This window comes from Cardinium endosymbiont of Dermatophagoides farinae, from assembly GCF_007559345.1.
Lineage (GTDB): Bacteria > Bacteroidota > Bacteroidia > Cytophagales > Amoebophilaceae > Cardinium.
Genome location: NZ_VMBH01000001.1, coordinates 429,548 through 451,813, shown reverse-complemented (window position 1 = coordinate 451,813; position 22,266 = coordinate 429,548). Strand labels below are relative to the sequence as shown.

21 protein-coding genes and 3 pseudogenes are annotated in these 22,266 nt (G+C 36.0%); 8 read left to right on the top strand and 16 right to left on the bottom strand.

The annotated features are described in order from the left end of the window. Nucleotides 1-164 precede the first annotated feature (164 nt). Nucleotides 165-1,058 carry an ankyrin repeat domain-containing protein gene (locus FPG78_RS02100; RefSeq protein WP_186292409.1) on the top strand — a complete coding sequence of 298 codons (894 nt, stop codon included), beginning with the start codon at nt 165-167 and terminating at the stop codon, nt 1,056-1,058. Between the two features lie 71 nt (nt 1,059-1,129). On the opposite strand, the gene FPG78_RS02095 is transcribed toward FPG78_RS02100, so the two are convergent. The 3 genes and pseudogenes from FPG78_RS02095 to FPG78_RS02085 form a co-directional block, all read right to left on the bottom strand. Then, a complete protein-coding gene (locus FPG78_RS02095) occupies nt 1,130-1,321 on the bottom strand; it encodes a hypothetical protein (RefSeq protein ID WP_144086399.1) in 192 nt (63 codons plus the stop codon). A gap of 211 nt (nt 1,322-1,532) precedes the next feature. Continuing rightward, entirely contained in the window at nt 1,533-1,730 is a 198-nt protein-coding gene (locus FPG78_RS08395) for a hypothetical protein (RefSeq protein WP_420888386.1), read from the bottom strand. A gap of 136 nt (nt 1,731-1,866) precedes the next feature. Beyond that, nucleotides 1,867-2,796 (bottom strand): annotated as a pseudogene (locus tag FPG78_RS02085) (DUF4158 domain-containing protein); the annotation flags it as partial. Between the two features lie 167 nt (nt 2,797-2,963). Between FPG78_RS02085 and FPG78_RS02080 the strand changes: the two are divergent. After that, nucleotides 2,964-3,623 (top strand): recombinase family protein, encoded by a 660-nt coding sequence (locus FPG78_RS02080; protein ID WP_144086398.1) that lies wholly within the window; start codon nt 2,964-2,966, stop codon nt 3,621-3,623. A gap of 398 nt (nt 3,624-4,021) precedes the next feature. Here the strand turns inward: FPG78_RS02080 and FPG78_RS02075 are convergent, their stop codons facing one another. Further along, nucleotides 4,022-4,681: a recombinase family protein gene (locus tag FPG78_RS02075; RefSeq protein ID WP_144086398.1), complete on the bottom strand. Its 660-nt coding sequence runs from the start codon at nt 4,679-4,681 to the stop codon at nt 4,022-4,024. A gap of 167 nt (nt 4,682-4,848) precedes the next feature. On the opposite strand from FPG78_RS02075, the pseudogene FPG78_RS02070 reads away from it, so the two are divergent. Beyond that, nucleotides 4,849-5,778: pseudogene (locus FPG78_RS02070) on the top strand (DUF4158 domain-containing protein); the annotation flags it as partial. Nucleotides 5,779-5,898: 120 nt separating this feature from the next. Beyond that, nucleotides 5,899-6,168, top strand: a complete 270-nt coding sequence (locus tag FPG78_RS02065; RefSeq protein WP_144086397.1) for a hypothetical protein — start codon at nt 5,899-5,901, stop codon at nt 6,166-6,168. 1 nt (nt 6,169) lies between these two features. On the opposite strand, the gene FPG78_RS02060 is transcribed toward FPG78_RS02065, so the two are convergent. From FPG78_RS02060 to FPG78_RS02045, 4 genes are all read right to left on the bottom strand, one after another. Further along, on the bottom strand, nt 6,170-7,291 hold the full coding sequence (locus FPG78_RS02060) for a DNA polymerase III subunit (protein WP_144086396.1): 1,122 nt from the start codon (nt 7,289-7,291) through the stop codon (nt 6,170-6,172). Nucleotides 7,292-7,336: 45 nt separating this feature from the next. After that, nucleotides 7,337-7,594 carry a type B 50S ribosomal protein L31 gene (locus tag FPG78_RS02055; protein ID WP_144086395.1) on the bottom strand — a complete coding sequence of 86 codons (258 nt, stop codon included), beginning with the start codon at nt 7,592-7,594 and terminating at the stop codon, nt 7,337-7,339. A gap of 244 nt (nt 7,595-7,838) precedes the next feature. Beyond that, the gene (locus tag FPG78_RS02050) at nt 7,839-8,516 is read right to left on the bottom strand and encodes an adhesin (protein WP_223261949.1); all 678 of its coding nucleotides are present in this window, start codon (nt 8,514-8,516) and stop codon (nt 7,839-7,841) included. Next, nucleotides 8,503-12,276, bottom strand: a complete 3,774-nt coding sequence (locus FPG78_RS02045) for a baseplate J/gp47 family protein (RefSeq protein ID WP_144086394.1) — start codon at nt 12,274-12,276, stop codon at nt 8,503-8,505. The genes FPG78_RS02050 and FPG78_RS02045 overlap by 14 nt, the downstream gene beginning before the upstream one ends. Nucleotides 12,277-12,410: 134 nt before the next feature. Between FPG78_RS02045 and FPG78_RS02040 the strand changes: the two genes are divergently transcribed. The 3 genes from FPG78_RS02040 (at nt 12,411) to FPG78_RS02030 (ending at nt 14,903) form a co-directional block, all read left to right on the top strand. Continuing rightward, nucleotides 12,411-13,007, top strand: a complete 597-nt coding sequence (locus FPG78_RS02040; RefSeq protein WP_144086393.1) for a hypothetical protein — start codon at nt 12,411-12,413, stop codon at nt 13,005-13,007. A gap of 115 nt (nt 13,008-13,122) precedes the next feature. Next, on the top strand, nt 13,123-14,616 hold the full coding sequence (locus tag FPG78_RS02035; RefSeq protein ID WP_144086392.1) for an AAA family ATPase: 1,494 nt from the start codon (nt 13,123-13,125) through the stop codon (nt 14,614-14,616). A 32-nt stretch (nt 14,617-14,648) separates the two neighbouring features. Next, entirely contained in the window at nt 14,649-14,903 is a 255-nt protein-coding gene (locus FPG78_RS02030) for a hypothetical protein (protein WP_255431702.1), read from the top strand. A gap of 186 nt (nt 14,904-15,089) precedes the next feature. Here the strand turns inward: FPG78_RS02030 and FPG78_RS02025 are convergent, their stop codons facing one another. Both FPG78_RS02025 and FPG78_RS02020 read right to left on the bottom strand, forming a co-directional pair. Next, complete coding sequence (locus FPG78_RS02025; protein ID WP_144086390.1) at nt 15,090-15,428, bottom strand: hypothetical protein; 339 nt, start codon at nt 15,426-15,428, stop codon at nt 15,090-15,092. 132 nt (nt 15,429-15,560) lie between these two features. Next, entirely contained in the window at nt 15,561-16,823 is a 1,263-nt protein-coding gene (locus FPG78_RS02020) for a hypothetical protein (protein WP_144086389.1), read from the bottom strand. Between the two features lie 451 nt (nt 16,824-17,274). On the opposite strand from FPG78_RS02020, the gene FPG78_RS02015 reads away from it, so the two are divergent. After that, a complete protein-coding gene (locus FPG78_RS02015; protein ID WP_144086388.1) occupies nt 17,275-18,198 on the top strand; it encodes an ankyrin repeat domain-containing protein in 924 nt (307 codons plus the stop codon). 164 nt (nt 18,199-18,362) lie between these two features. On the opposite strand, the gene FPG78_RS02010 is transcribed toward FPG78_RS02015, so the two are convergent. The 6 genes and pseudogenes from FPG78_RS02010 to FPG78_RS01990 form a co-directional block, all read right to left on the bottom strand. Further along, nucleotides 18,363-18,599 (bottom strand): hypothetical protein, encoded by a 237-nt coding sequence (locus tag FPG78_RS02010; RefSeq protein ID WP_144086387.1) that lies wholly within the window; start codon nt 18,597-18,599, stop codon nt 18,363-18,365. A gap of 4 nt (nt 18,600-18,603) precedes the next feature. Then, nucleotides 18,604-18,969 carry an ankyrin repeat domain-containing protein gene (locus FPG78_RS02005; protein ID WP_223262043.1) on the bottom strand — a complete coding sequence of 122 codons (366 nt, stop codon included), beginning with the start codon at nt 18,967-18,969 and terminating at the stop codon, nt 18,604-18,606. Then, nucleotides 18,966-19,475 (bottom strand): hypothetical protein, encoded by a 510-nt coding sequence (locus FPG78_RS02000; protein WP_144086385.1) that lies wholly within the window; start codon nt 19,473-19,475, stop codon nt 18,966-18,968. The genes FPG78_RS02005 and FPG78_RS02000 overlap by 4 nt, the downstream gene beginning before the upstream one ends. A gap of 379 nt (nt 19,476-19,854) precedes the next feature. After that, nucleotides 19,855-20,079 carry a hypothetical protein gene (locus FPG78_RS08275; protein ID WP_320411050.1) on the bottom strand — a complete coding sequence of 75 codons (225 nt, stop codon included), beginning with the start codon at nt 20,077-20,079 and terminating at the stop codon, nt 19,855-19,857. Between the two features lie 13 nt (nt 20,080-20,092). Further along, nucleotides 20,093-20,541: pseudogene (locus FPG78_RS08270) on the bottom strand (pseudouridine synthase family protein). A gap of 74 nt (nt 20,542-20,615) precedes the next feature. Continuing rightward, nucleotides 20,616-22,181: an ankyrin repeat domain-containing protein gene (locus tag FPG78_RS01990; RefSeq protein ID WP_144086384.1), complete on the bottom strand. Its 1,566-nt coding sequence runs from the start codon at nt 22,179-22,181 to the stop codon at nt 20,616-20,618. Between the last annotated feature and the right edge of the window lie 85 nt (nt 22,182-22,266).

The window sequence follows — 22,266 nt, the reverse complement described above, 5'->3', positions numbered from 1 at the left end:
AACAGATAAAAACCTTAAAATTAACACTTAAAACCAATAAAAATCAAATGCAACGTATATACGCTATAACAAGGAATTCGTTAATAAGCATCTTATTTATCGCTATATGTATTGGCGTTGCTAGATATTTCAAAAGGACGAGCCTTCTAAACATGGTCAACGAGTTGAATGAAAAAAATAGAGACACAGCAACTACAACAAATCAGAACGCTCAAGATGCAACAGCCACTCATGTTCCTACAGATGGAAACCCTGTACATGACCTATTAGTTAATGCTGGCTTCTTACCAGAAGAAATTACAAATTTTGTTGTTGAACAATTAGCATGTTTCGATAACAAATTAAATGGACCATATAGTCTACCGCTTATGGAATGTATGTTCTTTGGTGCAACTGAATGTTTAGATCGTATAAAAAATCCTATAGATCCTATGGCTAATAAATATATTAACATAATGCGGAATCTTTGTAATAAAGGATTCGACGTAAATCAGAACTATAGATTTCGTGGTGGAATATATAATAATACTATGTTGATGCGGCGTATTGCATATGGTAGAGAGATTCAGCCAACTTCTGCATTATTATTGTTATCGAACGAATTCAATGCTAATCCTTTTATAAAAGATAGCTACGGCAAGAATGCCTTACACTTTTTGTTACTCAAGGGGCATGAAATACAAAGATGTATAATTGACGCGATATTAAAAAGAAAAGATATTAGGGAGCATATTAATGATGCGACCCTGTTGGGTGATACTGCTATGCATATTGCTTGTGCAAGAAGAGATATACGATGCATAACTCAATTATTAGAAAAAGGAGCTAGTTTATTCATTAAAAACTGTGATGGACAAGCACCTATTGACTTATTACATTTGAATGAAGAGAAAAGATTAGACTTTTTAATCAGAGATAATCAATATCTTGATCTTACTACTTGTCCAGGTATCTCTAAAAGAGACAAACTTCTTGAAGTTGCTACGATTGATAAAAAAATTTTTAATTCAGATCCGTATATAATAAAGAAGAAAATTGAAAAGAAGATGTCTGCCTGAATTGAGATGAAGTGGGCTGTGATACAGTTCATTGAACATTTCCGAAATATTACTTCACTTATTTTGACTTGCTAAAACTTATAAGAAAGTTGTGATGCAAATTGTTCAGCTTGATAAATACCATTGGTATTCATTTCTCTTAGACTATATCGTGTAGCACGATCGCTCTTATCAGAGTTAGTTTTATCTACTTTATCATCTTTCGTGCATCCATTAAGGCTGATTACCAGCTTTTTGCATTTAGTTTTAGCTTGTTGTTCCATAATGATTATTTTATGTTTAGATAATTGATTCCATTAGGCTACCCAGTTATAATCAGTTACTGAGTTTAATTTATTTTTAGATTGTTAAAATTATTTAGTAATAAATAATTTTTTTCCATACTAATAATTTTTTTGTATAAAACAAATTTTTAAACATTATTTATGTTTGCATTTATTTTTTTATAGAGCATCGCACATGATTTTCAAAGCCTTACCATGGAGCTCCTAATTTAGAAGCAAGCTTAAGTATTCCGTACAAATTAGAGATAACATGTATGCTGACGAGCAAGCCCAATCTAGGAAAAAACCAAAATATGCTACAAAGTATGCATCCAAACAAAAAATGCTCACTTAATCTAGGTAGTAACGTCAACTTGGTGAATAACGAAGGATCAGTGGCAATATGCATAAGGCTAAAGGTTACAGAAGAAAGAATCGCTACTAAAGCATATAGTTTCCAGTTATGCTTTCGTGCTGCATAGGGGTCTCCTTGGATATGGGAAATTATTGTACGTTAAGGCTGTTTTTGTATTTTTCTATGTTAGCCTTTTAGCCCGGCTGAACATACTGTTCAAGATACGCTCATGCAAATCGATGATCTCATCTGTAAGTGTAGCTCTGGCTTCTTCAATCACACATATTAGAATAGCGTATCGTCTGCTCGATGAGAACTTAGTCAAATCTCGGCTGCTCATATTCCGACCCTCACGGGCCAGTTTCAGTAACCGATTCTGATGAACTAAACGTCCGATCCCTACCGGTAAGTCTATTGCCACGATCGTATTCAAGCGTTCAATGTGCTGTAATACATTTTTTCCGTTAATTTTACCAGGAGGTTGAAGAATCCAAGATAGACGTGAAAGATGATTATTTGATGCAATCAGAAGGCTGTCTAGATTGACCTTATGCTCTGATATAAGTTGAGCATTCAGTTCCGAGAATACTATTTTATCACCAGCAGCCATGGCCTTTGAGCACGTTCGTTCCAGTACATCAATAGTGGGAATAATCACGCAATTCCGCTGCATATACTTTAGAAGTTCTTGTGCAAGAAGAATACCCTTGTCAGTGCGTTTTGCAAGTGGAATTAAATACGAAATGCAATCATTTTGAATCTGTTTTGTAAATTTTTTTAGTCCTAGATAGTGGTATAGTTCTATTAAATGTTCCCTGCGAGTGGTGTCTCGTCCTGATGCATAATCTTTCCAAAGTTCATTTGATAAATTAAGTCTGCTAGCGATATGCTTGAGTAAAAAATCGGAAAGTAGTGATTTTTTATCTGGGATCATCCCTATGTTCTTCAGGTAACAAAGCAAGACAGAAAAACCGAACCTATTGGCTGGCTTGCGGTGCGTATTAATAAGCGCTAAATCCTGTTCGCTGAAATAAGTCATGCGGATCAGCGTCAGTTCATCCTCAGGTAAAGCTAGTAATGATGCTCTTTCGGACTGGGAAAGAATTTGTCTCCTAGGCATATAGTTTGCATTGATAATTATTTTGTAGATTAATTTTCGTTTAAATTTTTATCGCATAATGGTACACCTCAATGAAATATCTTAAAAATTATTAAATTGAATCAATGAAATAACCTATATGCAATAGATTCAATGACATAACCTAAATACGATAAATTCGTTAGAATGTGTTCATCAGAGCTTATTTGAGAGCTTCAATAGAAGATCAGTTTGCAGATCGAGCAAAAGAAATGCTCGAGCAGTTTGTTCAGGAGAGAGGACACAAAATCGCTAGCTACTACCGAGAAAATATCAGCGGAACAAAACTGGAAAGACCAGAACTGGGACGATTACTAATGGATAGTCACCGAAATGATATTCTACTAGTAGAACAAATAGATCGGCTGACCAGACTTAGTAACAGTGACTGGCTAACACTCGAAAAGCAGATTGAACATCATGAATTGAGAATTGTAAGTCTGGACATCCCAACTTCATGGCAGGTTTTGTCTGACAAAGAACCATCACAAAATGATCCAGTAACTCGTGCTGTGATTTCTGCCATCAATAATATGCTCATGGATCTAATGGCCACAATGTCGTATAAGGATTGGTTGAGCCGTCAGCAACGGCAAAAACAGGGAATCGAAAGAGCACGTCAAGAGGGTAAATATCGTGGAAAACAGGCTGATCATGAGCGTCACCAGAAGGTAATATATTATCGAAGTGTTAAAAAACTAAGCATTCAAGATACCGCACAAGCTACCGGGTACAGCGCTTCGCAGGTATGTCGTATTCAGAAATTGTACTTTGTAAACAATGAAAAAAGCGATGCTAAGCACTTTTAATAAATTGCTGGAAAGTGGGAAAAGTAATGTCTGAAACATGTTGCTAATCAGGTAAATTTATACAATAACCTGGAAGAAAAAGAAGAACATCTTTAGTACAGAAAACAGCCTTAACGTACAATAATTTCCTATATCCAAGGAGACCCCTGCATATAGTATAAATCGGGCAATCAGTTCTTCGATAAATGGACTTACAAAACAGCCATCCAGGATATAATTCCAGAATTTAGTTTTTACAAAAAAGCCAAATAGGGGTCTCCTTGGATATAGGAAATTATTGTACGTTAAGGCTGTTTTCTGTACTAAAGATGTTCTTCTTTTTCTTCCAGGTTATTGTATAAATTTACCTGATTAGCAACATGTTTCAGACATTACTTTTCCCACTTTCCAGCAATTTATTAAAAGTGCTTAGCATCGCTTTTTTCATTGTTTACAAAGTACAATTTCTGAATACGACATACCTGCGAAGCGCTGTACCCGGTAGCTTGTGCGGTATCTTGAATGCTTAGTTTTTTAACACTTCGATAATATATTACCTTCTGGTGACGCTCATGATCAGCCTGTTTTCCACGATATTTACCCTCTTGACGTGCTCTTTCGATTCCCTGTTTTTGCCGTTGCTGACGGCTCAACCAATCCTTATACGACATTGTGGCCATTAGATCCATGAGCATATTATTGATGGCAGAAATCACAGCACGAGTTACTGGATCATTTTGTGATGGTTCTTTGTCAGACAAAACCTGCCATGAAGTTGGGATGTCCAGACTTACAATTCTCAATTCATGATGTTCAATCTGCTTTTCGAGTGTTAGCCAGTCACTGTTACTAAGTCTGGTCAGCCGATCTATTTGTTCTACTAGTAGAATATCATTTCGGTGACTATCCATTAGTAATCGTCCCAGTTCTGGTCTTTCCAGTTTTGTTCCGCTGATATTTTCTCGGTAGTAGCTAGCGATTTTGTGTCCTCTCTCCTGAACAAACTGCTCGAGCATTTCTTTTGCTCGATCTGCAAACTGATCTTCTATTGAAGCTCTCAAATAAGCTCTGATGAACATATTCTAACGAATTTATCGTATTTAGGTTATGTCATTGAATCTATTGCATATAGGTTATTTCATTGATTCAATTTAATAATTTTTAAGATATTTCATTGAGGTGTACCATTATGCGATAAAAATTTAAACGAAAACTAATCTACAAAATAATTATCAATGCAAACTATATGCCTAGGAGACAAATTCTTTCCCAGTCCGAAAGAGCATCATTACTAGCTTTACCTGAGGATGAACTGACGCTGATCCGCATGACTTATTTCAGCGAACAGGATTTAGCGCTTATTAATACGCACCGCAAGCCAGCCAATAGGTTCGGTTTTTCTGTCTTGCTTTGTTACCTGAAGAACATAGGGATGATCCCAGATAAAAAATCACTACTTTCCGATTTTTTACTCAAGCATATCGCTAGCAGACTTAATTTATCAAATGAACCTTGGAAAGATTATGCATCAGGACGAGACACCACTCGCAGGGAACATTTAATAGAACTATACCACTATCTAGGACTAAAAAAATTTACAAAACAGATTCAAAATGATTGCATTTCGTATTTAATTCCACTTGCAAAACGCACTGACAAGGGTATTCTTCTTGCACAAGAACTTCTAAAGTATATGCAGCGGAATTGCGTGATTATTCCCACTATTGATGTACTGGAGCGAACGTGCTCAAAGGCCATGGCTGCTGGTGATAAAATAGTATTCTCGGAACTGAATGCTCAACTTATATCAGAGCATAAGGTCAATCTAGACAGCCTTCTGATTGCATCAAATAATCATCTTTCACGTCTATCTTGGATTCTTCAACCTCCTGGTAAAATTAACGGAAAAAATGTATTACAGCACATTGAACGCTTGAATACGATCGTGGCAATAGACTTACCGGTAGGGATCGGACGTTTAGTTCATCAGAATCGGTTACTGAAACTGGCCCGTGAGGGTCGGAATATGAGCAGCCGAGATTTGACTAAGTTCTCATCGAGCAGACGATACGCTATTCTAATATGTGTGATTGAAGAAGCCAGAGCTACACTTACAGATGAGATCATCGATTTGCATGAGCGTATCTTGAACAGTATGTTCAGCCGGGCTAAAAGGCTAACATAGAAAAATACAAAAACAGCCTTAACGTACAATAATTTCCCATATCCAAGGAGACCCCTACTACAATTCGAATTCCTTCATGTGGCCATTATGTGCATGGCTCCTGCCTAGTACGTGCACTCATTACTACTAAATCCTAAGGGAAAGGTCAAGTTGCTTCCTAGGCCTTCTTACCTATATAGACACCTCTGCCCTTACTGCAAAGAAGATATTGAGCAAGCGTTTATAAAAGATTTAAATCAGTTTTACGAGGGCATAAAATTTGAACATAAGGGCTTTACGTTAGCCTTACGGGTAGCTTTTGCCGTTCCATGTGTAACCGTTATCCCTAGAGGATTCGCATTGTTGGTCGGCTTATTTTGGCCTACTTCAGAAGATCCATAACCTACACAGCACCAAAAATATGTACGATTTCAATAGACAAATGGGCATACACCATTTTTGCATTGGCATTGCGTTCTAAGCAATAACAGGCCTGTTCCAACTGTGCTATAATCTCTTTTAGTTGACTAATAGTCACATTAAGACCAAATTTTTTGCTAAAGGTTGCCTCGGCGGTTAAATGCACCTGCAGCAGTGGGCAATCCAACTTACCCAATAGCGTAACCCTGATCAGCTGTAGTGCATAAGCAAAAAAAATATTTTGTGCATCAGCAGTTAATTTGTGAAATGCTTCAGATTGGGCAACTAATTTAATGCAATCACCACTATAACAACTACGCATCCAATGGCTAAAATGTTCAAAATTGTCCCCAGCACTTTGCTCAACCAATTGAAAAGCTTTAGCTAGATTGCCTTCAGCCAAAAATGCTATTTCTTTATATCGATGCGCATCTAAGTCTCGATATTTATTACGTAATAGCTGCTGAATGGCTTCTTCTGAACAAGGAGGAATGGTATGCTGTTGAGTTCGGGACTTAATAGTGGATAATATTTTGTCACTATTCGAACTAACCAATAAAAAGAGCGTGCCTACAGGTGGCTCTTCTAAGGTTTTCAATAGTGCATTAGCTGCTGTATGATGCAGGTATTCTGGCAGCCATATGCAAACTATTTTATAGGGCCCAATAAAAGGCTTTAAGCTAAGCTGCTGGATAATCTTGCTGGAATCTTTCCTGCTAATTTGACACTGCCCATAATGCATAGCACTAGCCCATTCCTCTAGGGTCAAAAAAGGATTTTCCTTAAGACAATTGCGGAATGTTTCTAAGCAGGCTTTATCTGACTGCGCTTCTAAACCAGCATTACCTGCCTTTCTAGGAAAAACCAACTGCAAATCTGGATGGGTCAATTGTGCCATGCTGGCACAAGAAAAACAAGACCCACAAGCATCAGCTTCCTGGCGCGCACTACAATTTAAATAAGTAGCTAAAGCCAATGCTAAAGCAAAATTTGCAGAACCAACAGGACCTATAAAAAGCTGTGCATGCGCTACCTGACCTGTCACAGCCATCCTTATTAAGGTGCGCTTAAAAGCATAGTGCTCAGGTATTTCTGCAAATTGCATTTTAAATCATTATACAATACACACACTTAAACAGATGCAGGCGTATCAGACCATTTCCTTTTTCTTTTTGTACTTCTGGTTGAAACGCTCAATCCTACCTGCTGTATCTACGAAAATTTTCTTACCTGTATAAAAAGGATGGGAAACACAACTAATCTCCACTTTAAATAAAGGATATACTTTTTTATCGTCCCACTCAATGGTTTCTGAGGTAGATATGGTAGAGCGAGTCATAAACTTAGCACCGCTAGAAGTATCCAAAAAAACAACTGGCCTATATTCTGGATGAATCTCTTTTTTCATAGGTATATTAAATAGTATAATTTTAGAATCATGCTGCTAATTTAAGAAAGTTTCTGAGTTTTCTTGATATCTCTTTACCCAGAAAACAAGCGTTTATTATTAAATCTCTTTCGAAAGCGATTTATGACAAGCAATTTTTCGACACTAAAATTGCCATGTAGCAATCGAGCCTCGAAAGGGATCTATTGATGCACAGCTTCATACTCTTCTTCTTCCCACCATAAATTGGTTACATAATATTTAATCATACTATCTTCCCATAATCACGTTGCGTCCTTATTTGTAACGTGTAATTAAAGGTATCACCCGTCCAACGAAGGTTAATTTTATTTCTGAAACTTCCATAATAGGCCTTTACAGCATTAATCTTATTGCTTGAGTCCCCAAATGTACTCAGTGCGATAGCGTGGGTCATGGCATATAAACCACGCCCTTTTTTACCAATTTTAGCAATGACTTCAAAGGCATGGCATGCATTTAATGGAGGGGTAATATTATACCAATTGCCATCACCAGGGACTGTTCCAGCGGTATAAGTGCCCCTACGTCCATGCATGCTGATGTTACCATTTACGGTTAGTTTTTCTGATGGGTTGGTTGTACCTATGCCAACATATCCATTGGCTTGAATAAGAAGCTTGCTCTCCCCTTCCCTATCAACAAGATTAAATCCAAAATCTGGGGTATTTTTGGGATATTGTTCAATACTCCAAGTAGGTTTAAAGTCGTTTAAATTGTTAAAAAAGGTTATCAACTTAGAGGAACTCCCTTTAGGAGATAAACTCAAGCCATGATCTTGAGAAATAATCTTATCATCTTGTTTGTGAAACATTGAGTCTATCAAATCCTCAAAATCACGTTGGGTAGGGATAGACCCTTTTTCAAAGCTTTTCTTTAGTGCCTCTCTACTAGTGATTGCCATGATCGGTGCTAATATATTTTTTGGTAATTAAACAGTATTCTTCTAAACTTGGTATGGGTGCACCCTTATCTACACATGGTATAGGCTCTTGCTTAGGACGCTCCCACGGACCTACTATAAAATCTTCAGAAATAGCCATATCCCCTATGCTACCATGACGCAACTTCACGGCAGTATCGAATTTATCCACAACAGATATTTTATGATTTTTTGAAGAAACCATAACAGACCATGGATAACCGGCAAATAAATGACTATCATAGGTTGTTACCTTGTCTAGCTTTAAGTCTGGAGGATTACCAGAATACTTCAATATAGAAAAATTTCCTATTCCTTCTATATAATAACGGTTATTAATGAAGTCTATAATCTTAGAAGTAGGTATATTACCACCTAACTGGAGGTCCACTGATGGGTTTAATATCCATGGAGAAAAAAAGTTATGTAAATCTTGGTATAGCAAATTTAAAAATAATCCTTTTTCATATCCGGGTTTAAACTTAACGGTAACATTAACTTTAACATCCTCATAAATAGGATTGATAACCTCACACGCTATAAAAGGGGTACTTACGCTTTGAATATAGCTTTTAATTTCAGTTAAAAGCTGTCTACTAACAAGCGGTATCCCTATATTAGGATCTGCTTTAGCCATGACCACAATGGTTACATGGCCAGGATTTGCCATATTATTTGTGCTTTTTGCTGCATGGTTGACACACTTTACTTTGAAGATTTCTGGAAATTTTTCAAGCACAATCCGCTCATAGTCCCACGCAGATATCGCTCTATTTTTATGTCTCAAACGTTCACTAACGCGTCTGTAGAAGGCTTGATGGTTTTCAAATTGCCTACCACCAAAGGTTTGAAAGGGTTGCACGACCAATTCAATACCCTCTATAGGGTTCTGGAGTTCTTGAATCGCTTTTGCAGGCAATACCGGAGCAGAAAAAACACCATTTTTATCCATAACCCTTGACACAGCAACGGCTTGCATATAGGCGCCGACAATAGTGGCCAATGCTCCTTTTTTGTCCATAAACTGTGCTTTAATCCAGGTTAATCCTGGGGTCATACGGGTATTGTTTCTATTCACCTGGCTGGGTAAATTGGATAAATCAAAAATGATAATGCCAGATTTAGATAATCCATTGGTTCCATCTACAACAATCGCTTCCTCAAAGGGCAACCAAATATTGTCAGATAAATAAAACCATTTTGGTTGCTGGGTTTCTTGATCGGGGTTGTTTTCGCCAATAGCTATATGCATAGAGAGATGGGTGCTGTTTAGATCTCCTATGCCAAAAGCTATAAATGATTCTTTCTGTTCTATCAATGGCAATAATGTAGGTGGAGCAGTTAACTTACTTGGAAATGTTTTTAAATAGCCAAAAGAAGAAATATGAAAAAAACTATTTAGGTATTTTTCTTCCTCTTCCCCAGGGGGGGAAGTTAATACCATAGACTCCTCTGCCTCATAGTCAACTGTAATGGATTTAATACGAGGCGTATAGGGCTCATTCAATACAGTTATGGCTTCATCTTTCTTTTTTTGGGCATTTTTAACGAGTATGCTGCTCATCAGGTTGGGATAGATGGCATGGCCAAAAGCTTGTTCTGGTGCGCATAGCTGTAATTTTAAAAAACCGGCTACTGTTTTGGGGCCATAGACGGCAACATCTAATGGATGATTCGTTTTGGTAATCCGCAATGCAGCTACGTCAATCTCATTAATGGTTCTAAGGTAATCTAACTGCTCGCCACCTTTATTATTTTTTATAACCTGAAAAAGAGGGACAACTTGTCTGTTTTGGGCATGAGATGGATTCCAGTGCTGATGATTCAAATAAGCAATATTTACCTTGAAGTCATCGTTATTTACCTTAGTAGGATAAGCATCATAATAAGACTTAAACCCTCCTTCTACGGTAGGAATGCTGTCCCATTTGATATTTATTTTTAAATCAGTTAGATTCTTAGAGAAGATTTCTCCACTGCCTATATAAAAGCTGCTATCCAGTTTGGCCAATGGACCAAAAGGCTCAAAAATTTGACTATTGTCAATGATACCTAGTTGATTCTGAAGTACTAATCCACGATATCCCTGCACACTAACTTTTAAATCTATTGTTTCCAGTGCCAAACCATTTAAAAGGTATAAACCAGTAAGTGATGCTTTATCACGTATGCCAACAAAAACGGTAGGGGTACCAGGGTTAACTATTTTACCTTGATATTCATCAGACAACACGTCTATTGGCGGTATTTCTGTATGTAAAGATAGGGTCATATGTAGACAACGCGTTTCATCCACAAAGGCTAATGCTACAGACTCTTCTGGTATAGTCAGCCATCCATCTTTAGTAGTAATTTGTACCCGTGATAGGGTATACAGCATACCGGACAATTGTTTTAAAAATGTTGCAGTAGGAACCTTCTTATTTGGATTGCGATTGATTAATATCTGAAAGGATTCAAAGGTAAGTTTCCACTTGATATGAATGGTTCGGATGCCTTCAGCAAGGTAAAACAAAGGTGACCCAACCAGTACAGCCAATTGCTCGTTCGACTGCGTTTTGATGGCTTCATTATGCGCTGGTGTAGGAAACAACTGAAAAGGAAGCCCTTGTAATAGGTTGCTATCATAGGTAGTAGTAGATAATTCAACTGTTTTATAGCCTTCTTTATCAAACTTTTTAGTAATCAATAGCGTATTAACCTGTGCAATTTTAGCTTTATTGATCGTTATATTTCTTTTGGTTTCAAATAAAATATCTTCGCCATTAACTGGGTTTTTTGCAACCAAGAGGCTGCCCTCTGGTACAAAAGCAAAGGGTTGGTTGGGGCTAAGCGAAAAATGGATATAAGCCTGATCTGGAATAGAAGGATTGTTATTAAATTTTAGTACATGTCTATAATAATGATCTAGTGTTCTTTGTGGAATGTAGTTAAGATGCGCATCTGCATACTGTAGCAGCTGTAGAAAAGCGATCAACAGTGCTATATGCGGTTCTTTATTTTGACCGGAAAGGGTGTCAAAATAATCACTAGCAGCTAGTTCTTTTAGTTTATAAATGGTGTTAAAAACAGCATCAAAAAAATCACCAAAAATATCAATAACTTGCGCATCACTAGGCTCTATACCACTTATTTCATCATAAATCAGATCAGTTCTTAATTGCCATAAGGAAGCACTATGACACTTCTGATCAAGAAAAGTAGACAAATCTATAAAAGATTGAATGGAACTGGCTTTGCGATGTTGTTGCAGCACCTTGTATATTTTAGTAATATGGGTATTGATTTCTTTATGTATAATCGTGTCTAATTTTGCGCGAACCACATCTTCATTAGATAGATTTTTATACCAATAATCCAGTAATATGATTAGCTCTTGGGCCACTACCAAAATATTTTTTATCAAGTTATGATCTAAAATCGCTGCTGGGTTTCTGCGTAGCGTTAAAAAATCTTTATGAATATTTTTTCTTAGCGTATCAATATTGGTGTGTAGAATTAAGGAACGTATAACGGTATCATCCTGTTCCAAAAACTTTCGCCAGACATTCTGATTGATGCGTTGATTGTTATTGTCATAGTAAGCGAGTAAGTCGGTATATAAATAGAGGAATCGAAGGTGGTCACTAAATTGCCTATCGCTAATCAATAAATCATTTGCTACCAATTCAGGTAACAATCGTTCAGCGTGACAGGTGCCTCTTCCGGCAAATAAAATATTAAGTTTTTTTTCAATATTCATACATTTAAACTATGATCTTTTTCCAAAAATTAAGATATTGAGCAAGGAAGCATACTCCAGTAGGCAATCGCTATGCTTCGACATCAATCTAATCTAAAAATCACTTACAAAAAAGTAATTCAGCCTTAAAATTTATGCGCCGCTTATCCTATTTACTGATTCTCTTTATCACAACAAATTTTAAATGGCATGATGCCGTTGCATCTCCAGAGACGGAACATGTTGCATTGGAAGCTACAGGATCGGAAGCTACAAGCGAAACAGAAGGGAATAGAGAAGACTTGGAGTCTAAAGCCTCCGATGCTGCACCAGATATGCCCTCTGAGTCTCTAGATGAGATCCTTAAAAAGGATACCCACGCAGAAGGTGCCATTCAAAACATATTAGGTGGCTTGGCACTTTGCTATAATGTTTTAGCCAACCTCCTTTTGTACCCAATCTTTTCTTTTTTATTATTGCTATTGTCATTAGGTGCGATTATACTAGGTGGGTTTTGGATTAAGAAACTAAAAGCTGAAAAATCGATCTCCAGAACCTGGATTTTATTTACCTGTTTGTACTTTCTTTTTTACTTGGATCTATTTTTAGTAGTCTATCAGAAAAGAGAAGTGCTTTTTTTATTTCTAGAATTAGAAAAAGATCTATTTTTAACTGTAACTGCAGCATCTATTGGTTACATAGTAGGTAAATTCTTTTCTAGTAAATTCTTTGAAGAAAAGAAATTGCCTTAACCTGATTCAGCATCTAGGGTGTAATCTGGTAACGCTTCAAGTTTTTTGATTAGCTTTTTTATTTCTGAAATACTGAATTGCAGATATAAGCTAAGATTAACGCAAACAATCTCATATGAATAAGCATAAATTACCAACTGGGGTTGATAATTTTCATAAGCTGGTATCTAACGATTACCTGTTTTGTGATAAGACAGCTATGATTGCTGATTTACTAGAAAATGGAGAAGAAGTTACCTTAATTACCCGTCCTCGTCGTTGGGGTAAGACACTCAATATGTCTATGCTGCAACATTTTTTTGCTTCAGAAGTGAATGGGGTAAGTACAGCAGGTTTATTTGATGGTTTAGCAATAGGTAAGATAGAAGGTGGTAAATATATTGCGCAACATCAAGGAAAGCATCCTGTCATTATGATCAGCTTTAAAGACGTCAATGCAGATGATTTTCAAGAAGCATATGATTCGGTTTATGAGTTGATACTAGAAGTTTATAGTTCCTATGCTTACTTATTGAAAAGTGATGCACTTAATGGAATACAGTTAAGACAACTACATACTATCCTGAGTAAACAAGTCAATCAGGCACAGTTAGAGCGTTCTTTAAAGCTGCTCAGTCAATGCCTCTACCAACATCATGGCCGGAAGGTTTATATTCTGATAGATGAATACGATACGCCAATCAATAAAGCTTACGGTAATCAGACATACTTGAATCGTATGGTCAAATTTATGCGTAATCTATTTAGTAATGCGCTAAAAGGTAATACTGCTCTAGAAAAAGGCCTACTAACAGGCATATTACGTGTTTCTAAAGACAGTATGCTTTCTGGATTGAATAATTTAGAAACCTATACCTTACTAGATGAAGCCTATAGTTCCCATTTTGGTTTTAGCGAAATGGAAGTTTCCGCTCTATTTAAAGCAAAAGATCTTGGTACTTCTATGGAAGAAGTAAGAAATTGGTACAATGGTTATAGGGTAGGGAACTTGGTTATGTATAATCCATGGTCTATTATTTCTTGTATCAATAGATCAGGTTGTTTTGATGTCTATTGGGTGAATACGGGTAATAATGATTTAATCAAACAACTGCTACTATCGGCTAGCGATAGCATTAAAAGGCAATTTGAACAATTAATGCAGGGAAAAGCTTTAACTGTTCCTGTAGACAAACACATTGCTTTTGATCTATTGGATAGGGACGAAACAGCTTTATGGAGCTTACTCTTATTCGCTGGTTATTTAACCTTTCAAACAAGTAACCTAAGTTTAGATAATGATTTATATGATTGTATCGTTGCGCTTCCCAATCAGGAAATACGTAGACTCTACAATAGATTCTTTAAAGAATGGTTGAGTAGTAAATTTGTTGATCAATGTGTTTATAACGCTTTTTTGGAACATTTAGTAGTTGGCGCCGTTCCTCTTTTTGTGGAAGAACTAAGCTTGTTTTTACGGCAAAGTGCTAGTTGTTTTGATACACAATTTTCTAGAAAATCAGAAGGATTTTATCATGGTTTTGTCTTAGCGATGCTGGCTAGTTTAGGTAGAACCCATTATATACGCTCCAATCGAGAAAGCGGCTTTGGAAGATATGTGATGTATTAATCATTCCTAAAGATGGGCTAAAAGCGCTGCTATTGGAATTTAAACAGGTACGTAAAGAAGAAGAATTGGAAACTGCAGCTAAACTTGCCTTAGATCAAATACAAGCACAAGCCTATCATACGGAATTATTGCAGTATCCTTATATAGAAGAAGTTCTAGCATGCGGTATTGCTTTTTCGGGCAAATCGGTTTTAGCTGCTTATGCGACTTATGATTTGGCTGGTAAACAAGCTGGTGATGTTCATTTAACCAGTAGATATAGTAGGCAAGAGGAGATGTCATCCTGAAAAATTCTAAATCTTACAAAGATGATCCTCTAAAGTATTTCCAGCTAGAAAGCCTGAAAAAATAATAGAGCCCCCCTGTTTTATAAAAGCTAAATTACTCACATTGCAACGGCTTAATGATATGGCGCCTATATAAGGGGTTTAGCAAGGATAGTTCCTTGAGTGTTTTAATGCAACTAACTAGAACTAGTAGCATGCTAATAATGCTTTTGTTTTATCAAGTCCATATTGGTTCAGCCATTGACGTATGGTATAAAGTTCAGAAGGATCAGAAGGTAATATTGTATAAAGAACATCCATAAATTTGTTCAGGAACTCACCTACACCATCGTCGAATGGGCAAAGAGGGCGGGGTGTATCAATAAGCTTTTTAAAATCGCGATGTGAAGAAAGTAAAAAGATTAAATCATGTACTGCTTCATAATCTAATTCTTTAGGATAGAAATCTTTAAAAGATGGTAGTTGCTTATCACAAAACATTATATCTACTATAATATTGCGTTTAGAGCGTTTATTTGGAAGCATGTCTTTCGGCTATTAAGATCTCCAGTAGCTTTTTTAGCATGTTTAATTCTTCTTTTTTTTCTGGGATTTTTCTATCAAGGCAAGAAGCACATTCCAATATACCCTTGTATAGTACAACTGAGTACATTATTATTATTTATTACGCTCGAGTATACTATTTCTAATAAGCGTTTCTTTTTTTATAAAGCCTTGATTAAGACAATCTAATACTATAGCCACGTGTTTAAACCATATTAAATCCATGATGGTAACCTGATCTGCAAATACACCTCCCTCTATTAATAGCTTCAATTTTTCCGGGTGATGATGCCATACTTTGACGATTAAATCAGGTTCGATAGAGACTAAAGGATCTTTATTCAATTCCTTATGATAAGACATCAATAGCTTGAGGCCATCTTCCTCAGCAAATTCTAGCATATATTCGAATACAGAATAATTACTCCCTTGATCCAGTTCATCATATCGTCGTACAATTGGATAATAATTATGCAGACTTGCTGGATCCAGGAAAAAAGATCGTCGTACGGTGCCTAAATTCTGATTATTAGAAATATAGGTATTAATCTCGTTATATTGGATAGATGTGTTTCTATGTCTATGATATAAACGGGCCTTTAGGAGACGCTTGTCAAGTTTTTTTAGTGGGACCACTGTGCAATAAATCTGCTTATCATTGATAGCTATATTTATATTTTTCGAACTCATAGCATTTAAAAATTCCTCTAGAAGAGGATAATTTTTTAAACAAACTACAAGTCCAAATAGACTAGCAAAAGTACCTTTGTATGCATTGCTATATAGTTCATAAAATCTTTCTTTAATTGTTTCATTATCAGCAGCATGCTTTATAAATAACATTTTGAAACAATCCATAGGTCTGATCAAGATAGGATTATTTTCTTTAAAAGAGTCAGGAGGGGATTCCTTCAAATCATCTAGTGCCATTGGCAATTTTATTCTATCAGGAATCTTTATAAAATTTTCAATATTGAATATGTTGTGTGTATCACGACAATAACTAAAAAGTGTACGTCCCGTATCCCAAATTTCTATTACCTGGCTTAAAACTTCCTGCGTTAAAGTTGCCTTGCCTGCTGGATCGAAAAAGAGTAGTCTACCTTCCCTAAGAAATGATTTGATGTCTCGATACGCTTTTTCATGATCTAGCGAAAGAGCGGCAATACTACGATACCATGCCTTTAAATACTCATAAGATACAACTTCTAAATTTACTGTATCCAGTTTAATGGTACCGAGCTTCTTACTTTTATCTTCACCTTTATCTTCACTCACATTCTGGCTACTTGAAGCTTGACCCATATTAGTTGAAGTAAACTTACTTAATCGATTACAGGATATAATAAATAGTAAAACAATACAATACTTTTTCATAACGGATAGAAGTTTTGAATAGAAACAGAAATACTAAGACGTGTATTAGTTAGGTTTTTTATATTGTAAATTTTTTTAATAAAAAGCAAATAAATATAGCATTTATTCAGACTGGTGAGAAAAAGGAGTTTTTTATTAATTTTTGCTGGATCAAAAAGTAGGAAAAAATCAAACGCTAATTTAACGCCAACAACCACTATAGATATATCATCTGGTTTTCCTCCTTTATAATTTAACCTACCAGCAGCAATTGCCTTGCACGCAAAAGGAGAGATTTTATTCGGATTTTTATTTGTAATTATATCTATTTTTTTGTACGTTCTAAAAATAAGGGGTAAGTAGATAGCTGCCTACCATTGCGTCTGGTTAATATTTTTTTGTCTTAATAAACTAAGGCAGCACATTGAATAATATAGAATAAGCCATGGGCTCTAATAAATAAATTCATACTATGAAAACATACACAAACAATACGAGGATAGGTCTCCTTATTGTACTATTAAGTTGTAATGCTTTGTTTGCTTGTGTCAATACAAGACAAGAGCTGGGTATAAATACAAAATCTTACGGTCTAACGGCTATGTTAAGTGGGTTAATAATGGCTGGTGGCGTTCCAACGGATACAAATGCAAATCAAACAAATGTACCTAGCGTGAATAATAATAACAATTCAACTACCACTATCGCATCACCCACGTTACCCGATGATCATACAAGTACTATGCCAAGTACAAGTACCACATCACCATACAATATGACTACTGAGAAGACAGCATTCATTCTTAATGCAATATCCAACAAACCAGCAGACTTGGTTCGTAATGGAATGCGCTTCGACTCAGCTACTAATGAAGCATCCAATAATGGCTTAGAGGAGGTAAAGGCTCCTAAATTCACAAATAAGAAGATTGCTGATGACCTTTTGAAGCATGATTTTTCGATAGAAAGGCTAACCTATTGGCTTGATCAAGGACTAGATCCAAATAGGGTAGGTCCTATAACAGGATGTTCTCTAATAGGAAAACTAATAATACTTGGAAAAATAGACCAAGTTCGGCTTCTACTAGCTAGGGGGGCGGATCCGAATATAGAAGATCTTAATGGGTTGACACCATTAATGACGGTAGTATTATCCCATTCTTTTGATCGTATTACTCAAGATATGGCCAAGGACATGATACAACCTTTAATAGATTATCATGCAGATCTATGCAGAAAAAATAGCAAAGGTGCAGATTTCCAATCCTGTCTAAGCAACATTAATTGGCGTTTTGCATACAAAAAGAAATGGGATAAGATAATAACAGAACTGGGCAAAGAAATAAAGCAGTGGCAATGCCCAACGTCCCCTGTTAACAGAAGCATTTTTTGCTGATATAAATCTTTGTGCTGAAAGTGGACCTGGGAAAAGAGAAGGTTTCATTCTTTTCCTTTTTACCTAATTAAAAAGAAAGGCACTCATGGAAAAATTGCTAAAAATGCAACTTTTTTCCATGAGTGCCTTTTTGTTTGTCGTTTCAACGTTATTTCAATAGAAAATCACACAGTTTTTTTCATATCAATGTGTGATGACACGGCTTTAATTTTTGTTGAATTATATATACTTTCAATTATATCTCGAATAAGATTAGGAGCATCATGCCAAGCTGAAGGCTTATTATCACCTTCCTTACTAAGCTCACCCTCACCGTCCAGACACGGATTAGCTCCTTTTTCTAACAATAGCTTAATTTTTGGTAAATGTTTTTTAATAAAAAATATCGTTGTTTCAGACATATATTTAGTTAATATATGATACATATTCTGAGTTTAGAGATTTACCTTCTATTATGTCCAATTCTTTTAGAGATTTACCTTCTATTTTGCTCAATTTTTCTAATGTCATGGAAAAGTCACAGTCTTCTTTATAGTTTTCTAACAGCTCACATAAGGACACGATTTCCGAACGTAAAACAGTACACCCATTATTATCTTTTGCATTTATATCAGCATCCTTGTTCAATAAGAATTCGGCTGTTTTTACCCACCCTGTCACATGTAAAGCAGTACGCCCATCACTATCTTTTTTATTTATATCAGCACCGTTAGCCAATAAAATCTCAATTACAGGTATTGCTGTTTCAGGTTTTTTATAGCCTGCTGCTATATGGATAAGAGTAAACCAGGGGTTGCACGATTAGTACTTGGCATATTTGGTATATTTGGTATATATGGCATATATTCCCCATTTACATCTATCTTATCACCATAAGAGAATAACGCTTTGAGGAGTTCTGTATAACCGCATTGTACTACAAACACAACAATTTTATCAGAAATTTCCTTTTTATAACAATAAACTAAAGAATTAATAAAATCTTGAAACGGACAATTTGGCTTTTTTGAAAAATGAGCTTTTAATTCTGTAAATCGCTTTGCAATAGAAAATAAGGATAGCTCATCTTTAGGCAAATTAAGGATTTCACTGGCTACTTCTTGGGAGCTCCTATCTCCTAATAATGAATTTAGATTGCTACTTGTATCTAAACTACTGCCACCTACTATCTGACTATCCTGCCCTTCAGGACCCATATCCTGTCCTTCAGGACCCATATTAGACTTACTTAACCCACAAGACGCAAAAAGCGGCAGCAAAACTAAATACTTTTTCATGATTATTTTTTTAGATAATAAAGAAACATATAAAACGATGTTGAGTTATTCAACAATAACTGTCTGCAGGTTTCAACAATTATTTAAAAAAACAAATAAGTTATTATAATTTTAGCTTACTCCCTACCCTGTTTTCCAGTTAGAAAAGAGATATTTTCATTATTAGACCTCTTTCGAGAGCTATTTGTGATAAGGAATTTTTAGGAGAAGTGCAGTCGCACCGCAGCATACTCAGGTGTATATGAGGAGCATAGGGAAGCTTTGACAACAAAATGGCCACTAGAAACAGTGTTTCGAAAAAGGTCTATTTTTACTCCGGACCAAGTTCCTTGATCGGATGACAAAAGCAGATACCAACTATCCATAAGTCGTTGTATGTTCACGGCATTAATTGAACAGATTCTCCGCCACTGCACTGAATGGGAAAATCTGAAAATCTATTGATTTTCAGCAATGCTTCTAGGCTATAAGCCTGATCCAAACAATAATCGCCTATTTGGGTGCGGCATAAGGTATGGAGGTAGCCTCCAACGCCTAATTTTACGCCTAAGTCATGGGCAAGCCGCCGAATATAGGTTCCTTTACTACAAACTACTTTAAACATAATAGATGGCAGCTCAATGGCTGTCAGCAAGAAGGAATGGATGATTAATAGGACGAGGACTCAACTGAGTTGCTTCTCCTTGTCTAGCCATTTTATAGGCTCTTTTGCCACCTACTTTAACGGCTGAATAGATAGGGGAATTTGTAGCATAGACCCAACAAAGGTAGCAGCAGCAGCGCTTACCATTTCCCTGGTGATATGGCCATAATCAGATAAACTATCAAAGGGGGTTTCTAAATCCATAGATGGTGTAGTCTTACCAAGCACAATTTGGCCGGTATAGACCTTATCCAACGCTTGAAGGCTGCTAATATTTTTAGTTTGCCTGCCACTGCATAGCAAAAGCAACCCGGTAGCCAACGGATCTAAGGTACCGGCATGACCTATTTTTTTGATTTGTAAGCCATGGCGCACCTTTTTGACCACATCAAAAGAGGTCCAACCCAAAGGTTTGTTCACCATAAAAATAGCCTCAGAAAGGTCGCTTTGTGGTCGATGCATAAGGAATTGTGAGCAAAAATAAGTCCTTAAGTGTTTTAACGATATGGCCAATTAGACTTAGGAATGTTGGGCTTTTTTATTGATTCTAATAACGCTACTATATCCGGAAGTGCACATCGCTCCACTAACTTGCGGATAGTCAAGTAACTTTTAGCAAAATAAGCATAATACTGCTCATCAATAATCTTTTCAAAATCGAGATGTTGAGACAATATCAATATTAGATTATGGAATTCTTCGGGATACTTGGGCGATTCTTGTGAAGATTTGGTAAATGCATAATATAGTAATTTGATTTTACCTTTTTTTAGGTCTTTTTCACAAATATTTATACATTCATTTCTTAAAATCTTAATAAGTAGATTTTTTAATAGCTTTAATTCTGCTTTTAATGGTGAACTTAATGGGGTGTTTTTGAAAGTAGTAAGAGTAAGAATGCTCATATACCTCCTTACTGCAGCAATAAATACACTTTGTAAATCACAAATCACGGTATCATCTTTTTTTATTAGCTTTTCTTGGTCTATAAGACCCTGATTAAGCAATTCTTCTACTACAGACACATGGTCATTATATATTAAATGCATGATCATGTGGTGATCTACAGACTCATCTTTCTCTATGAATAGCTTCAATATCGACAAACTACCATAATTTGCTGCCATATTTAACCATTCCTTAAGGTTAAGTGAAGCATTATCAACTTCCTTACTACGATCTATAAGTAACCGGAGTATATCTACATTACCAGACTGTGTTACATATGTGATTGGAGAATGTTCATACCAATATTGCCCACTCAATGTATTGTCATTGATGCGCTGGCTTTTCTGGCTACAGAGTCTTATCTGGTAATTAGATTCACTACCCGTATAAATCTGTTTATCGTTCATAGATATTTTTATACCTTTCGACTCTATAAAATCTAAAAAGCCCTTTAGTATAGGACAATCATCTAAACAAACTACAATTCCGAATGGACTATCGATCCTACTACCTTTATACACCTTGCTACATAAGCTATAAAATCTTTCCTTAATTTTTTCATTGTCAGCATGTTGTGTAAGTAGCATTTTTAAGCAATCCATTTGATCAACATAGGTAGGATTATTTTGTTTAAAAGACTCAGGAAAGCGTTCCTCAAAATCATCTAGCGCCATTGGGAATTTTATTCTATCAGGAATCTTTATAAAATTTTCAATATTGAACACGTTTTGTATATTACCACAATAACTAGAAAGTGTACCTCCCCTATTCCAAATTTCTAGTGCCTGTCTTAAAACTTCCTGCGTTAAAGTTGTCTTGCCTACTAAATCGAAAAAGAGTAGCCTGCCTTCCCCAAGAAATGATTTGATGTCTCGATACGCTTTTTCCTGATCTAGAGCAAAAGAGGCAATCTTACGATACCATGCCTTTAAAGATTCACAAGATGCAGTTTCTAAATTTATTTCATCCAGTTCAGTTGTGCCGAGTTCTTTACTTTTATTTTTATCTAGCCTCTGGCTATTACTGTGGACTTGACCCATATTATTTGAAGTAGACTTACTTAACCCATTACAAGATGCAATAATAAGCAGCAAAACAATAAAATACTTTTTCATAACGGATAAGGATTTTTGAATAATTTGAATAAAAAGAGAAATATTAAGACGTGTATGACCTGGGCTTTTATAACTATGCAATTTT

Bases quoted from the DNA above. Each gene is read 5' to 3' on its own strand.
- FPG78_RS02095 (WP_144086399.1), bottom strand. From the start codon at position 1,321: ATGGAACAACAAGCTAAAACTAAATGCAAAAAGCTGGTAATCAGCCTT.
- FPG78_RS08395 (WP_420888386.1), bottom strand. From the start codon at position 1,730: ATGCATATTGCCACTGATCCTTCGTTATTCACCAAGTTGACGTTACTA.
- FPG78_RS02075 (WP_144086398.1), bottom strand. From the start codon at position 4,681: ATGTTCATCAGAGCTTATTTGAGAGCTTCAATAGAAGATCAGTTTGCA.
- FPG78_RS02060 (WP_144086396.1), bottom strand. From the start codon at position 7,291: ATGCAATTTGCAGAAATACCTGAGCACTATGCTTTTAAGCGCACCTTA.
- FPG78_RS02055 (WP_144086395.1), bottom strand. From the start codon at position 7,594: ATGAAAAAAGAGATTCATCCAGAATATAGGCCAGTTGTTTTTTTGGAT.
- FPG78_RS02050 (WP_223261949.1), bottom strand. From the start codon at position 8,516: ATGGCAATCACTAGTAGAGAGGCACTAAAGAAAAGCTTTGAAAAAGGG.
- FPG78_RS02045 (WP_144086394.1), bottom strand. From the start codon at position 12,276: ATGAATATTGAAAAAAAACTTAATATTTTATTTGCCGGAAGAGGCACC.
- FPG78_RS02040 (WP_144086393.1), top strand. From the start codon at position 12,411: ATGCGCCGCTTATCCTATTTACTGATTCTCTTTATCACAACAAATTTT.
- FPG78_RS02035 (WP_144086392.1), top strand. From the start codon at position 13,123: ATGAATAAGCATAAATTACCAACTGGGGTTGATAATTTTCATAAGCTG.
- FPG78_RS02025 (WP_144086390.1), bottom strand. From the start codon at position 15,428: ATGCTTCCAAATAAACGCTCTAAACGCAATATTATAGTAGATATAATG.
- FPG78_RS02020 (WP_144086389.1), bottom strand. From the start codon at position 16,823: ATGAAAAAGTATTGTATTGTTTTACTATTTATTATATCCTGTAATCGA.
- FPG78_RS02015 (WP_144086388.1), top strand. From the start codon at position 17,275: ATGAAAACATACACAAACAATACGAGGATAGGTCTCCTTATTGTACTA.
- FPG78_RS02010 (WP_144086387.1), bottom strand. From the start codon at position 18,599: ATGTCTGAAACAACGATATTTTTTATTAAAAAACATTTACCAAAAATT.
- FPG78_RS02000 (WP_144086385.1), bottom strand. From the start codon at position 19,475: ATGAAAAAGTATTTAGTTTTGCTGCCGCTTTTTGCGTCTTGTGGGTTA.
- FPG78_RS08275 (WP_320411050.1), bottom strand. From the start codon at position 20,079: ATGTTTAAAGTAGTTTGTAGTAAAGGAACCTATATTCGGCGGCTTGCC.
- FPG78_RS01990 (WP_144086384.1), bottom strand. From the start codon at position 22,181: ATGAAAAAGTATTTTATTGTTTTGCTGCTTATTATTGCATCTTGTAAT.